A 13,970-nucleotide genomic window follows, 5' to 3' on the forward strand; every position below is an offset into this window, starting at 1 on the left:
ACCAGGCCAGTGAATAAGAAGAACTGTAGCCGTTTTGCTACGGCCATTCATCCATCTATATATACCTAAAGTTGAGTTTGGCGACTTTTTTCCAGCCCGCGATGAGTGCCGCCACGAAGGGCTTTTGAATTTATTCGGATGTCGGTATGCCGACCCTTGAGCTTTTCGCGATAGCGCCAAGCGGCCGCGCCAAATCTGGCAGTCGATCACTTTCTAATTTCAAAGTGACCCACTACCCACACTTGCCGAGAGCTAGACGAAACGTCAGCAAGCCGTGCTTGAGTTAAAGGATATAGATGAAGTCGTCCGACAGGTCGGGCTCTACGCTGATCAGGGAATGATCTTCTTCCACTGGCGCGTAGTGAGCGCTCATCGAAGTTGCGGCCATTTCGTCCTGGCCGACATCCAGCAGGCCGATATTGTCGATTAAAGGCCCACTGCCGTCATTCTCGTCAGCAACTTCCCGGAACTCAATTCTGTCAAGTCCGCCCGACCCGGTGACCGTAAAGGCGAATGTTGACCAATCATCGCCACTGTCAGGCTGGACAACAGCGATCAATTCTCCGCGCCAATAGACCTCGATGTGATCGGTGTCGTCGCCGCGCTGCATCGACGAGAAGCTAAGTTCGAGATCTTGGCCTGCTTCGGTCTGAACGTCCTGATACAGGTTGTCCACGTTTCCGCCGCCATTGCGATCAAGCTCGACAATTGTGCCATTATCCGGAGTCTGGATCCCCAGGAACCCCTGCCCCCAGGATTCGATTCCACCATTGTCGTTGGTCCAGCCGTCGACATCGCCGTTGGCGGTCCATGTTCCGGCCCGAACCGACGAGGTCAGATCGCCGTTGACCAACAATTCCGTTGAACCAACGGGTCCTCCGTCTTCGACGACTTCCAATTTGGCAAACGGAGCGTCTCCGTCATAGGGATCAAGGAAGCGGCTCCCATCGGACAGTGAAACCCTCGTGCCGTCGTTTCCGAAAACGACGATATCGGCCATGCCGTCGCCGTTCACATCGGCAACTGTGCGTGTATCCTGGTCCTGGCTCCAGGCATCGTTGTTGCCAAAGTCATCGCTCCAGACTTGCGAGGCTCCAAAGCCACGACCGTTGGAGAGTGAAACCTGGACACCATCCGCCCCAAAGGCGACGATATCGGCCATGCCGTCGCCGTTCACGTCGGCGAGCACGCGCTCCGAGGTGTCTTCTCGCCAGCCAGAGTTGGAGGCGAACTCGGTAGACCAGAACTGGATGGGATTGAAACCGCTTCCATTGGAGAGGGCAACAATGACCCTGGACGAGCCAAAACCTACGATATCGTCCATGCCGTCGCCGTTGACATCCGCCAAAACCCGCTCGTGCACACCAATGCGCCAGCCATGCCTGTAGTCAAAGTCATTGATCCAGACCGCGCCGGCGGCAAATCCCGATCCGGTGGACAAAGCGACCTCGGTGCCACTGTCTCCGAATGCGACGATGTCAGCTCTGCCGTCACCATCAACATCGCCCATCAGGCGCTCGTGTCGTGAGGCAACCCAGCCATCGTTTCGTGCATAATCGGTGGACCAGATTGCCAGTCGCGAAAATGTTCCATCCCCTCGGGAGAGGGCAACGAAGGTATGCGCATCCCCGAACCCGATCAGATCGTCAAATCCGTCACCGTTCACATCGGCGACCTGGCGTTCATGCACAGTTTTGTTCCAGCCGCCCACCGCGTAGCCGAGATCTCGAAGCCCCAAGGATGCTGATCCGAATGCCTCTCCGTCAGAGCGCGCCGTGGTTACACCGCCTTGTCCAAATCCGACCACGTCAGCCATACCGTCGCCGTCAATATCGCCTAGCGTCCGAATGTGCCGGTCGTTGTTCCAGACATCGTTCGCGTTGCCAAAACCTGACGTCCACAGCTTGCTTCCTTCAAGCTGGTCGACATCTTCGTTGTGATAATGCCGATCCGGCCAACGATTATAGTCGCCGGGCAAAATCGGGTCGCCGTGGGCATCAAAGTTGCGACTGATGTCGCCGCTGCCATGAACGTAGGCGTAAAACGCATCGCGCGTTGCCTCGTTATCCTCTGCAGAAAGGTTCGTCGGCATTCTGGCGGTGGCATATTCGATGTAGGAGTAGAGATCGTGTTCGGTGCCGTAATACTGCTGAGACTCGAACGCGAACTGCGATGCGTAGAAATGATCCGAGTGATCGGATCCGACATGTTCGGAGTTCAAATCCTGAAGCAGGATAGAATCCGGCTGATGGGTTTCCATGAGAGCCAGCAACACGCCCGAGATGTCATCGGCTGTAAATGTATTTGCCCCGTCCTTGGTGGTGATTGTGTCGATCGTTCCATCCCAGAGCTTTTCGACACTTTCATAGTCGTTCACTGAATAACCGCTTCCGCGTGAATTGCCGTCTGGCAGGCGGAGGAAATACAGACGAATTTCTGGCTGGCTCTCGAGGTAAGAGGTTCTGATGACGAATTCAGTGGTTCCGTTGGTCAGCGTGATCGTTTCATCGATCCAGTCGCTGTGGCCCGTCATTTCGCCGTAGGCTGCCTTGGCGCCCGCTTCGCGGTCCTCCATGAAGCTGGTATTACGCCCCGCATCGCCGGCAGTCATGAAGACGGTCGTGTGACCGCCGCCTGCCTTGATGGCATTTACGATATCGGGATTCTGGAACAAGAGATCATCGTCGATATGCGCAACGATCGACATCGTTGAACCTGCCAAATTCGTGATACTCATGGTCGCTCCCAATGAAAAACCGGCGTCAAGTGAGGGACCATATGAACAACACGTTCCCGAGATAGCCTACCTATTGCCGTAAGGCAGCTGCATTTTTTTTGCAAGAAAATGTTATTGTTCAGTTATTTGCAGAAATATCACGCAGATACGCCTTTTCTCTGCCACGAGATTCCTCCTCCAGTTGAAGGCAGTGTCGGCGAGGCCGGGTGTTCGAAATTTTGGTCCTGGCGGCGCCGTTCACCACGTCGGCACATTGCGCGCTGGACAAGCGAGGCGTTGGCCTGGCTTGCACAACCTTTCTGGGACAGCTTCGGGCGCAACCCAGAGTATTGGCGAATGTCAGCCCGCGTACTCGCCTTGCCGGAAGCGAAATCATCGATCTGCTTTGGTAGGGGGGTGCTAAATTTTTTGCCGGCGATATGGTCGCGGTCCAACTGAGCCGGATTCGCAGCAAAGTGATTCTTGCTGCAGGTCTGGATGGGATTGCGTCAGAGCGGCCAGTCGCCAGACTCGCCGGCCCGTCAATCAATATGGGCCAAGGGAAGGTTCTTGCTGGCTGGTGGGGCAGTGGATCAGTGCCTGACGAGCGGTGAGCTTGACCATAGCTGGGGCGGTCGGTTGGCAGCTTTGCGCACAACCAACTTCATCATGAAACGACGCTGTTTCATATCGTGGGACAGCGCAATCCATCCGCCCGCCGCAGTGGCCTCGCGTCTCTGCGGGTCGCGCATGTCAAGACGTCAGTTCGCGTCCCTTTTCATGATCTCGGCAACCTCTGGCGCGGGGACGAAACGCCAGTTTCTGCGCGGTCCTGCCATGACGTTTAAGTAATAGAGTTCAAAGCCATAGGGGGCGCCGCAGGGGTGGTGCCCCTTGGGGACAAGGGCGACGTCGCCGTCCTTGACGGCAATGGTTTCGTCGAGGCTGCCATCATCGGTATAGACGCGCTGGATGGCCCAGCCATCCGACGGGTTCAGGCGGTGGTAATAGGTTTCTTCCAGATAGGTGATCCGGGGAAAGTCGTCTTCGTCGTGGCGGTGCGATGGGTAGGATGACCAGTGGCCGGCGGGGGTGAAGACCTCGGTCACCAGCAGACTGTCGGCGTAGTCCTGATCTTCCATGGCGATGTTGTTGATGTGGCGGGTATTGGTGCCCTTGCCGCGCGCGGTCAGGGTGATGCCATCGGGGCCGATGCGGCGGGCGGTGTGGCCGCCTTTGCCGGGTGCCGAGCAGACGGCGATCACGCAATCGGTGGTGGCTTTGGCCTGCCATTGCTGGCCATTTGGCACATAGAGGCAATGCGGCGGGGTCTTTTCGAAGACGTCCATCCGGTCGCCCAATTCGCCCCAGTCCTGACCGGCTGCGGTAAAGCTGGCCTTGCCTTCGACCATGACCAGAATGACCTCGGTCTCGCCAGTTGGTTCAGCCGCACTTTCGCCCGCGCGCAGGCGATAAAGCGAGAATCCGACATAGCGCCAGCCGGCATCGGCGGGGGTGATCTGGTGGACCTTGCCGTGGGTGCCGAAGGGTTTTCTCAGAAGATCGGGCATGGGGATCCTTTCAGACGCAGAGCCGCGGGCGGCGGGGTGTTGCGTGTCGGTGGCTGCGGCGGCGGCCTGTCGCGATGGGACCAGCATTTGCTGGGTTTGGGGTCGCACCGGGCGTGCACAGGCGCGGCACCGCATGTGCACAGGGCGTACACAGGTGGCGCGCGGTGGTGTTGCGCGCGCCGGGGAAAGCGGTGCTCATGGCCGGTCCTCATCGGCCGGAGGGTCTGGCTCTTTGGGGTCGAAGGCGATGAAGAACTGATGCGCGGCATAAAGGCCCACGGCGCCGAACAGGATCGTCCAGAAGGGCGCGCCCTGCGCGAGTTCCATCAGCGCCCAGCCCAGACAGAAGCCGACGATCAGCACCCTGATCCAGAGCGGGCGGTAGAACGGCTTTTGCAGGTCAAAGAAGTCCTTCATGCGGTGACACCCTGATCCAGCCCGGCTGTGCGCGCCATCTGACGCAGCGCCTTATGGCCCATGGTCTGATAGTGCAGCGGGTCGCGGGTGGCACTGTCCTGTTCGGCCTCGATCACCAGCCAGCCGGCATATCCATGTTCGGCGGCGATCCGCAGCACCGGTTCAAAATCGACGCAGCCCTCGGGATCGCCCGGCACGGTAAAGGCCCCGCGGCGCACGCCTTCGATGAAGGACAGGCCCTCGGCGCGGACCTGTTCCATGATCGCGGGGCGGATGTTCTTGCAATGGATATGGCCGACGCGGTCCATGTATTTCTGCGCCACCTGTGCCGGATCGGCGCCGCCAAAGGTGCAATGACCGGTATCGAGCAGCAGATGCACATTCGGCCCCGCCGCCGCCATGAAGCGGTCGATGTCGTCCGCGCTTTCGACCACGGTGCCCATATGGTGATGATAGCAGAACCGCATCCCCTGCGAGGCCGCGTGATCGGCGAGATCGTTGATACCCGCCATGAAGCGGTCCCATTCCTCGTCCGACAACACCGGCCGGTCATTGACCGCCGCCTGATCATTGCCGTGGACGGTATTGGAACATTCGCAGATCACGATCACATCGCTGCCCGCGGCTTGCGACATGGCGATATGGGCGTCCATCGCCGCCTGTTCGCTGTCGCGCGTCGAGCCTGTGGCAAGGATATTGGTCGAATGCCAGCCGCCGATAAAGCGCAGCCCGTATTCGCCCAGCCTGGCCTTTAACCGGGTGCCGTCACTGGGCATCTTGTGGCCCTTTTCGATGCCGTCAAAGCCGATCTCGCGGCAGTCGGACAGGCAGTCATCAAGGCTCAGATGCGCGCCGATGCTTTGGTCGTCATCATTTGACCATGCGATGGGGTTGGTGCCGTAAAGGATCATGATTGCCTCAGTTCACAAGGTTTTGCCGCGCGGTGTGGCGCAGATAATCGGCATAGGCCTGTTGCAGTTCTTCGGTCTCGCCCACCTCGGGCACGGCCACGTCCCACCAATGGCCGGCGTCATCCAGACCGTCGCCCGGACCCGGCGCGGCGGTGGTGTCGATGACGATGACGGTGGGGATGTCGCGGCCCCGCGCCTGCGCGATCTGCGTTTCCAGATCGGCGATGGTTTCGGCCTTGACCGCATGGGCGCCCATCGAGGCCGCATGGGCCACAAAGTCGATCTGCGGCTGCGTCTCGATGCGGCTGTCGACATACATATTGTTGAACGGCGCCCCGCCGGTGCCCTGCTGCAGCCGGTTGATGCAGCCATAGCCGCGATTGTCGGTCAGGATCACGGTAAAGGGCACGCGGCGCATCACCGCCGTCGCCAGTTCGGAATTGGCCATCATATAGCTGCCATCGCCGACAAAGCAGATCACCTCGCGGTCGGGCCGGGCCAGCGCCAGACCCATCGCGCCCGCGACCTCGTAGCCCATGCAGCTATAGCCGTATTCCATGTGATAGCCGCCCTGACCGGGCTGCCACAACAGCTTGAGCGCGCCGGGCATGGTGCCGGCGGCGCACATGGCGATGGCATCCCTGCCGGTGGCGCGCTGCACCGCGCCGATCACCTGCGCATCGTTAGGCAGTTCGTTGGTGTCCGAGGGCGCCGCGCAATGGGCATCGACCGCCGCCAGCCAAGCCGTCCGCGCGGATGGATCGGCGGCATTGGCGCGGTGATCGCCCAGCAGCGCCGTCAGCCGTTCCAGCGCCACTTTTGCATCGGCCACCAGCGCGGTCGCGCCATGTTTGGCCGCGTCATAGGGCTGGACGTTGATCGCCACCAGTCTGGCATCCCCGAACAGCGTGCGCGAGCCGGTGGTGAAATCCTGCAGCCTTGTGCCCATGCCGATCACCAGATCAGCGCCCGCAGCCGCGCCGTTGGCCGCAGCAGAACCATCGACGCCCGAAGCGCCGAAGTTCATCGCGTGATCCTGTGCCAGCGCCGATTTGCCGGCCTGCGTTTCGATCACCGGGATATTGTGGCGGCTGGCAAACTCGGCCAGCGCCGTTTCCGCGCCGGCGTAGATCACGCCGCCGCCGGCCACGATCACCGGCGATGTGGCGGCGCGGATCAGTTGCGCGACCTCGGCCAGTTCGGTCATGTCGGGTTCGGGCCGCCGGATGCGCCAGATACGCGGTTCAAAGAAGGCCTCGGGCCAGTCATGGGCCTCGGCCTGCACGTCCTGGCAAAAGGCCAGCGTCGCCGGGCCGCAATTGGCCGGATCGGTCATCACTCGCATGGCGCGCGGCAGTGCCGTCAGCAATTGTTCGGGCCGGGTGATGCGGTCGAAATACCGGCTGACCGGGCGGAAGCAGTCATTGGCGCTGACCGTGCCATCGTCAAAATCCTCGACCTGTTGCAGCACCGGATCGGGGCGGCGATTGGCGAAGACATCACCGGGGATCAGCAGCAGGGGCAGCCGGTTCACATGCGCCAGCGCCGCCGCCGTGACCATATTCGTGGCGCCCGGCCCGATAGAGCTGCACACCGCCTGCGCCCGCCTGCGCGATTTGCCCTTGGCATAGGCGATGGCGGCATGGGCCATCGACTGTTCGTTCTGCCCGCGCCATGTCGGCAGCGCGTCACCGATGCCGTGCAGGGCCTCGCCCAGACCGGCGACATTGCCGTGGCCGAAGATCGCCCAGACGCCTTCGATGAAACGTTCGCCTTCGTCGGTCATCTGCACCGAAAGCCAGCGCACCATCGCCTGAGCGGCGGTTAAGCGGATGGTGGTCATGCGGCCTCCCTGGCGCGGTCGCGCGCCTCGTCCCAGATTGCGCAAAGCCGCGCATAGCGATCCGCCATCTGCGTCACGGCCTGATCGTCGGTGATATTGCCCGCCAGCCAGTCGCGCGCCACCGCGCCAAAGATCGTGCGGCCCACGGCAAAGCCGCGCACCAGCGGGAAGGCCGCGGCAACCGCAAAGCTGGCGGCCAGATCGTCCTCGGGCGCGTCCAGCCCCAGAACGACGATGCCGCGCGTGTGGCGGTCGTGATCCTCGATCGCGGCGATGGCGTTTTGCCATGCGGCTTGTGTCACCATCGGTTCCAGTTTCCACCAGTCGGGATAGACGCCGATGGCGTAGAATTGCCGGATCAGCGTCGCCGTGGTCATATCATCGACCGGGCCGACCCTGGAAGGGATGACCTCCAGCAGGAATTCCAGCCCGTTGCGCCGCGCCGCCGTGAACAGGCGTTTGACCGTGGCCTCTTGCGCGGCGCGGGTCGCCGCATCGTCATCCGGGTGGCAAAAGCACAGCACCTTGACCACCTCTTCGCGCGCCCAGGCCTGCAAGCCGCCGCAATCGGGGCCGAGGTCCGGTTCCAGTTCCAGCGGGCGCGAGCCGGGCCATTCCGTCGGTCGCCCGATCCACAGCCCCGAGCCCGAGGCCGCATGCAGCGCCGCCCGCCCGATGCGGTTGTCGCAAAGGATGCCATAGCCGTTCTGCCCGTCCGCGACCTGCAAGGCCGCCTGCAGGCACAGTTCCTTGAACGCGCCGCCCTTGGCGGGCGTATAGCCGTCCATGTCCTCAAGCTGCATCCGGTGGTCAAAGGCAAAGACCCGCATCGCCGACCAATCGCCGCCCATCCGGCCCTGACGGTTGGTGGCCCAGTGGATCTGTTCGAGTTCCGCGTCATTGCGCAGATCGGGCTGCACCACGCCGCGTCCCAGAAAGAAATCCAGTTCCGTCAGGCTGGGATAGGCTGGCGTGCAGCCGTGGCGCGATACCGCGAAAGCCCCGCAGGCATTGGCGTATTTCAGCGCGGTGGGCCAATCGGCATCCTCTAGCCAGCCCTTCATCAGACCGGAAAAGAACCCGTCGCCCGCGCCCAGCACATTGAACACCTCGATCGGGAAGCCGGGGCCGGTCTGGCCATCGTCAAGGCTGTCGGGGACCCTTCCCTCGAAGGCCGTGGCCCCCTTGGCGCCGCGCTTGCAGACCAGCGTGGCGTCGCTGACCGCCCGCACCGCCCGCAAAGCCACCAGCGTATCGGTCGAGCCGCCCGCGATGTGGAATTCTTCCTCGGTACCGACGATCAGATCGAACAGATGCAGCGTCGCTTGCAATTTCTCGGTCACGGCGGCGCTTTCCACGAACCGGCTTTCGCCCTCGCCATGGCCCGCCACGCCCCAGAGGTTCGGGCGGTAGTCGATATCCAGCGCCGTGCGCAGCCCGTGCTTGCGTGCCAGATCCAGCGCCTTGAGCACCGCCGCCGCCGTTTGCGGGTTCGACAGATGCGTGCCGGTGACCAGCAAGGACCGCGCCTGCGCGATGAAACCCTCGTCAATGTCGTCTTCGCTGAGCGCCATATCGGCGCAGTTCTCGCGGTAGAAGATCAGCGGAAAGCTGTCCTCATCCCGAATGCCCAAGATCACCAGCGCCGTCAGCCGTTCCGGGTCGGTCGCCACGCCGCGTACATCGACGCCCTCGCGCAGCAATTGTTCGCGGATGAAGCGGCCCATATGCTCGTCGCCCACCCGCGTGATCACCGCAGACCGCAACCCCAGACGCGCCGTCCCGCAGGCGATGTTCGTCGGGCTGCCGCCGATATATTTGCTGAAAGACCCCATATCCTCGAGCCGGCCACCGATCTGGTCGCCGTATAAATCAACAGAGCTGCGGCCAATCGTGATCAAGTCGAGTGATTTGGTCATGTCACGGCCCTCAGAATGTAGTCCATGCTGTTTTTCAACGCGGTTTCGGGATTATCCAGAGCGTGCACTTCTTCGGCAAAGGGCTCAAACGAAAACGGGCCTTCATAGCCTGAGGCCCGCAGCGCCTTGATCTGGGCGATGTTTTCCAGCCGATCATCCCCGTCCACCAGCAGCCGGTGCGCATCCAGCATGTCATCCACGGCGATATCCGGATCGCTGACGCCCGAGATATGCACGAGGCCGGTGCGGTTGGGGTAGAACTGTGCCTCGCCCGCCAGATGGTGGTGGAAGGTGTCATGCATCAGACTGTAGGTGCCATCGTCGCCGGCCTCGGTGATGGCGGCAAGCGCCTCGGCCTTGGTTCTGAGCGAACTGATCGGGAAGCCAAGCGGTTCGACCAGCCCGGTCAGCCCACGGTCGCGCAAAACGGGTTTCATCGCATCCAGCGCCGTGACGACATCGGAATGCGGCACCTTCGCCCCGTCATTCAGCGGGCACATCACCAGCGCCTGTGCACCGCATTCGGCGGCGTAATCCGCCATGCGCTGCGCGCGATCCGGCAGGTCGCCGGACCAGAGATTGAATGGGTAAAGCGCGTTGATCGACAGAATGGTCATGCCCTGCGCGGCGGCCTCGGCCTTGACGGCGGCGGGGGTCATGCTGCCCAGAACATCGGGAATGTCGTTGCGGATCTCGACCTCGGACACGCCCAGACGGCGGCACATGGCAAAGAAATCGGCCAGCGACAGGCCTGGTGCAGAGATATGATTGATCGCAAAGCGCATGGCGGGCCCCTTAGTCATAGAGCGCCGGGCGCGCCGGCAGGCTGATGGGAATGATCTGACCGGATTTTTCCTGCGCCTCGACGCAGGCATCCGACGAAATCGCGGCGACATAGCCGTCCCAACTGCTGGGCCCAGAGGCTGTGCCCCGCGCGGCGGCCTGCACGAAATCGGCCAGTTCGACATCATAGCTTTCGACAAAGCGATCCTTCCAATCGGTCAGGATCGTATTTTGCATCATCGCCTGTTTGCGCATCGTGATCGCCATGGGTTCGGGCAGGTTGGCCAGCCCCTCTTCGCCCACGACCTGACACTGGATGTCATAGCCATAGCGGCAGTTCACGAAAATCTCGACATCGATGCGGATGCCCTTGGCGGTTTCCAAAAGCACGATCTGCGGGTCGGCGACCCTGGCGTGGGCGTGGCTGGATTTGCGCGGGAACACCACCTGCGCCGAGACGTAATCATCGTCCAGCAACCAGCGGAACACGTCGATCTCGTGGATCAGCGTGTCGTGGATCGCCATCGGCGTGACATATTGTTCCGGCACGGTCGGGTTGCGGTGGGCGGCGTGGACCATCAGCGGCGCGCCGATCTGGGTGTCGACCACGTCCTTGAGCATCCGGTAGCCCGCATCATAGCGGCGCATGAAGCCCACCTGCACCAGCCGCGATCCGTGCGCGACCTCGGCATCGACGATGCGTTTGGCGCCGTCGGCGGTCGTGGCCAGCGGCTTTTCGCAAAAGCAGGGCTTGCCCGCCGCGATGGCCGCCAGAACATAGGCCTCATGCGTCGATCCGGTCGAACAGACCAGAACCGCGTCCACGTTATCGGCGGCGATCAGATCCTCGCCCTTGTCGTGGACGGTCGCGTCGGGGGCCAGATCCGCCTGAACCGCGCGCGCCGCATCGGGGTTATAGTCGCTGAGCGCGGTGATTTCCGCGCCGGCCAGCACCTGCTGGATGCGTCGCGTATGATCGCGGCCGATCATGCCTGTTCCGATGACACCTATTCTGACGGTCATATCCCTGCCCTCACTTGTAATGCTTGTCGATCAGGCGCTGCATCTCGCTGCGCATGAATGTGCCGGATTCGTCGGCCTTTTCTTCCCAGGCAAAGACGCAGGCGGTCATGATGCCGTCAAACCCGATCTCTGCCAGTGTCTTGTAGAAATCATCCCACGGCACCTCGCCCTGACCGATGTTCAGGTGCTGATGCACGCGGGCCTGCGAGCCGGGCGGGTTGATGATATAGCGCAGACCGCTGCTGGCCTTGTGGTTGAACGTGTCCGCGATATGGACATGGGCCAGCACATCGGCGCTTTCGCGCAGCATCGCCACGGTGTCATCGCCGAAATAGAAGGTATGCGGCGTGCAATAGAGGAATTTGACGCGGGGGCTGTTCACGGTGCGGATCAGGTCCAGCGAGGGCTGCAAAGTTTCGGTCCAATCCTCGGGATGGGGCTCGATATGCAGGTTGATGCCTTCGCGCTCAAGGACCGGGACCAGGTCCTCCATGCTGCGCCACCAGGCGTCTTCGCAGGCCTCGATCATGCTGCCGGTGTGGCAGCAATAGCAGCTGCCCTTGTCGGGATGCGGGCCGCGGCCGAATTCGCTGTTCATGGTGTCGACGCCCAGTTCAACCGCGATCTCGATGGCGCGTTTCCAGTGGCGGACGGCGGCCTGGCGTTCGTCTTCGTCATTGGACGCCCAGCGATACATCGGCAGCAGCGAGGCGATGCCGACATTGGCGTCGCCGAGCGCCTTCTTGAAGGATTTCACCCGGTCGGGGAACACGCGCGGTGCCTTGAACCATTCCAGGAAATCGGCGCGGGGGCTGAGTTCGATCCACTCATAGCCCAGCTCGGCCACTTTCGAGGGCAGTTTTTCCAGCGTCAGGTGACGGTGCATAAACGGGTCGAGGGCGATTTTCATCAGACAGTCCTTTCATCCGGCAATAACAAGCCAGAGCGGTGACGCAGCACCACGTATATCGGTCAAAATTCATGCCGCCACGCTGGCAGTGGCGGGTGCTATTGGTAATCGGCCATGTTTTCGCGGGTGACCGGCTCGAACGGAATCCAGATGTTGCGCTCGGCGGGTTGGCCACCGGCCATGGCGACCGCGGTTTGCAAGGCCACCTCGCCCTGTCTGGCCGCGTTTTGGTAGACGGTCACATCCAGATCGCCGGAAGCCAGCGCCGCAAGCCCGTCGGGCGTTGCGTCGATGCCGGCGACGACGACATTGTCCATGTCGGTTCCCGCCGCCTTCATCGCCAGGATCGCGCCAATCGCCATCTCGTCGTTATTGGCGATGACCGCATCGAAGACGACGCCAGAGGTCAGCCAGTTGGTCATCAGATCCTGCGCCTCGCCGCGCTTCCAGTTGGCGGTCTGTTCCTCGACCACGGTCATGCCGGAACAGTCGGGCGTGGCGATCACGTCATGGATGTCCCTGGTGCGGGTGATGGCCGAATGGTTTTCCAGCGGCCCCATCATCACCAGCACATCGCCGGTGCCGCCCAGCAATTCACAGACCTGTTCGGTCTGCATGGTGCCGCTGTCGATCTCGTTCGAGCCGACGAAGCTGACACCTTCGGGCAGGCTGTCGATATCGCCCGGCGGGTGGTTCACATAGACCAGAGGCACGCCCGCCGCGACCGCCGCCTGCGTGATCGCGGTCGTGGAATCCCCATCGACCGGGTTCACCACGATGGCGTCATAGCCATCGGCGATGAAGTTCTGCACCTGATCCAACTGGCGCGCCACGTCCAGTTGGGCATCCTCGAAGGCCAGATCGACATCGGCGGTCTTTGCGGCCTCGGCGGCGATCGCCTCGCGGATGATGGTCAGAAAGGGGTTGTCGAAGGCGGTCATCGACACCGCCACGCGGGTTTCGGCCAAGGCACCGCCCGCCAGAGAGGCGAAGAGAAGCGTGGCGGAAATGGCTGTGATTTTCTGCATGGATTCCCCCTTTGCTACGCGGCGGTGTCATATTCCGGCTGGGTCTTGGCGCCGGTGATATAGGCGACGACATCCTCGCCATCGGTTTCCTCTTTGCGCAGGTTGGCGCAGATACGACCGCGCCGCCAGACGACGATCCGGTCGCACAGATCCATCACCTGTCGCATGTTGTGACTGATCAGGATCAGCGGTTCGCCCTGCTGCTTGAGGGTGCGGATGATGTTTTCGACCTGTGCCGTTTCCTGCACCCCAAGCGCCGCCGTGGGCTCGTCCATGATGGTCAGCTTGGAATGGAAGGTGGCCGTCCGGGCGATGGCGACGCATTGGCGCTGGCCGCCCGACATGTTCTGGATCGTGTTGCGGATATTGGGGATTTTCACCCCGGTCTTTTCCAGCCCGCGCCGCGTTGCCTCGTGCATGGCCTTGTAATCGAGGATCGAGAACGGCCCGAGGTTGAACTTGCGCAATTCGCGGCCCAGAAACAGGTTGTCCGGCACGTCCAGATGATCGGCCAGAGCCAGGGTCTGAAAGACCGTTTCGATCCCTGCCTCGCGCGCCGCCAGCGGGCCGTCGAATTCGACATATTCGCCGTTGAACCAGACCTTTCCGGCGGTCTTTTGCTCGACCGCCGTGATCTGGCGCACAAAGGTCGATTTTCCGGCCCCGTTATCGCCCATGATCGCCACATGCTCGCCCTTGCGGATCTCGAAGTTGCAATCGACCAGCGCATGCACGCCACCGTAATGCTTGGTCAGACCTTCGGTGCGCAGGATAACCTCGCCCAGTTCGCCTTGCGGATGCGGCGCCTCAGCGCCCGAGATATTGGTTTGCAGATCGCTTGCCATGATA

The 13,970-nt window shown here is 61.9% G+C and carries 11 protein-coding genes; all 11 read right to left on the reverse strand.

The features are described 5' to 3' along the window. Positions 1-283: 283 nt before the first annotated feature. Positions 284-2,737, reverse strand: coding sequence for an FG-GAP repeat domain-containing protein (locus CUV01_RS06145; protein WP_101459702.1), 2,454 nt, complete (start codon positions 2,735-2,737; stop codon positions 284-286). 740 nt (positions 2,738-3,477) lie between these two features. Beyond that, complete coding sequence (gene iolB, locus CUV01_RS06150; RefSeq protein ID WP_101461900.1) at positions 3,478-4,287, reverse strand: 5-deoxy-glucuronate isomerase; 810 nt, start codon at positions 4,285-4,287, stop codon at positions 3,478-3,480. 195 nt (positions 4,288-4,482) lie between these two features. Beyond that, on the reverse strand, positions 4,483-4,704 hold the full coding sequence (locus tag CUV01_RS06155) for a hypothetical protein (protein ID WP_101459703.1): 222 nt from the start codon (positions 4,702-4,704) through the stop codon (positions 4,483-4,485). Beyond that, positions 4,701-5,615, reverse strand: coding sequence for a myo-inosose-2 dehydratase (gene iolE / locus CUV01_RS06160; RefSeq protein WP_101459704.1), 915 nt, complete (start codon positions 5,613-5,615; stop codon positions 4,701-4,703). Before iolE ends, CUV01_RS06155 begins: the two co-directional genes overlap by 4 nt. A 7-nt stretch (positions 5,616-5,622) precedes the next feature. Beyond that, complete coding sequence (gene iolD, locus CUV01_RS06165; RefSeq protein WP_101461901.1) at positions 5,623-7,458, reverse strand: 3D-(3,5/4)-trihydroxycyclohexane-1,2-dione acylhydrolase (decyclizing); 1,836 nt, start codon at positions 7,456-7,458, stop codon at positions 5,623-5,625. Then, positions 7,455-9,377 carry a bifunctional 5-dehydro-2-deoxygluconokinase/5-dehydro-2-deoxyphosphogluconate aldolase gene (locus CUV01_RS06170; protein WP_101459705.1) on the reverse strand — a complete coding sequence of 641 codons (1,923 nt, stop codon included), beginning with the start codon at positions 9,375-9,377 and terminating at the stop codon, positions 7,455-7,457. Before CUV01_RS06170 ends, iolD begins: the two co-directional genes overlap by 4 nt. After that, the gene (locus CUV01_RS06175) at positions 9,374-10,162 is read right to left on the reverse strand and encodes a TIM barrel protein (protein ID WP_101459706.1); all 789 of its coding nucleotides are present in this window, start codon (positions 10,160-10,162) and stop codon (positions 9,374-9,376) included. Before CUV01_RS06175 ends, CUV01_RS06170 begins: the two co-directional genes overlap by 4 nt. Before the next feature lie 10 nt (positions 10,163-10,172). Continuing rightward, positions 10,173-11,183 (reverse strand): Gfo/Idh/MocA family protein, encoded by a 1,011-nt coding sequence (locus CUV01_RS06180; protein WP_101459707.1) that lies wholly within the window; start codon positions 11,181-11,183, stop codon positions 10,173-10,175. A gap of 10 nt (positions 11,184-11,193) precedes the next feature. Then, positions 11,194-12,093 (reverse strand): sugar phosphate isomerase/epimerase family protein, encoded by a 900-nt coding sequence (locus CUV01_RS06185; RefSeq protein WP_101459708.1) that lies wholly within the window; start codon positions 12,091-12,093, stop codon positions 11,194-11,196. Between the two features lie 98 nt (positions 12,094-12,191). Beyond that, a complete protein-coding gene (locus CUV01_RS06190) occupies positions 12,192-13,121 on the reverse strand; it encodes a sugar ABC transporter substrate-binding protein (RefSeq protein ID WP_101459709.1) in 930 nt (309 codons plus the stop codon). 14 nt (positions 13,122-13,135) lie between these two features. Then, positions 13,136-13,966 (reverse strand): ATP-binding cassette domain-containing protein, encoded by an 831-nt coding sequence (locus tag CUV01_RS06195; RefSeq protein WP_198731885.1) that lies wholly within the window; start codon positions 13,964-13,966, stop codon positions 13,136-13,138. Positions 13,967-13,970 lie beyond the last annotated feature (4 nt).

This window comes from Paracoccus tegillarcae (assembly GCF_002847305.1).
Taxonomy (GTDB): domain Bacteria; phylum Pseudomonadota; class Alphaproteobacteria; order Rhodobacterales; family Rhodobacteraceae; genus Paracoccus; species Paracoccus tegillarcae.

Bases quoted from the DNA above. Each gene is read 5' to 3' on its own strand.
- CUV01_RS06145 (WP_101459702.1), bottom strand. From the start codon at position 2,737: ATGAGTATCACGAATTTGGCAGGTTCAACGATGTCGATCGTTGCGCAT.
- iolB (WP_101461900.1), bottom strand. From the start codon at position 4,287: ATGCCCGATCTTCTGAGAAAACCCTTCGGCACCCACGGCAAGGTCCAC.
- CUV01_RS06155 (WP_101459703.1), bottom strand. From the start codon at position 4,704: ATGAAGGACTTCTTTGACCTGCAAAAGCCGTTCTACCGCCCGCTCTGG.
- iolE (WP_101459704.1), bottom strand. From the start codon at position 5,615: ATGATCCTTTACGGCACCAACCCCATCGCATGGTCAAATGATGACGAC.
- iolD (WP_101461901.1), bottom strand. From the start codon at position 7,458: ATGACCACCATCCGCTTAACCGCCGCTCAGGCGATGGTGCGCTGGCTT.
- CUV01_RS06170 (WP_101459705.1), bottom strand. From the start codon at position 9,377: ATGACCAAATCACTCGACTTGATCACGATTGGCCGCAGCTCTGTTGAT.
- CUV01_RS06175 (WP_101459706.1), bottom strand. From the start codon at position 10,162: ATGCGCTTTGCGATCAATCATATCTCTGCACCAGGCCTGTCGCTGGCC.
- CUV01_RS06180 (WP_101459707.1), bottom strand. From the start codon at position 11,183: ATGACCGTCAGAATAGGTGTCATCGGAACAGGCATGATCGGCCGCGAT.
- CUV01_RS06185 (WP_101459708.1), bottom strand. From the start codon at position 12,093: ATGAAAATCGCCCTCGACCCGTTTATGCACCGTCACCTGACGCTGGAA.
- CUV01_RS06190 (WP_101459709.1), bottom strand. From the start codon at position 13,121: ATGCAGAAAATCACAGCCATTTCCGCCACGCTTCTCTTCGCCTCTCTG.
- CUV01_RS06195 (WP_198731885.1), bottom strand. From the start codon at position 13,966: ATGGCAAGCGATCTGCAAACCAATATCTCGGGCGCTGAGGCGCCGCAT.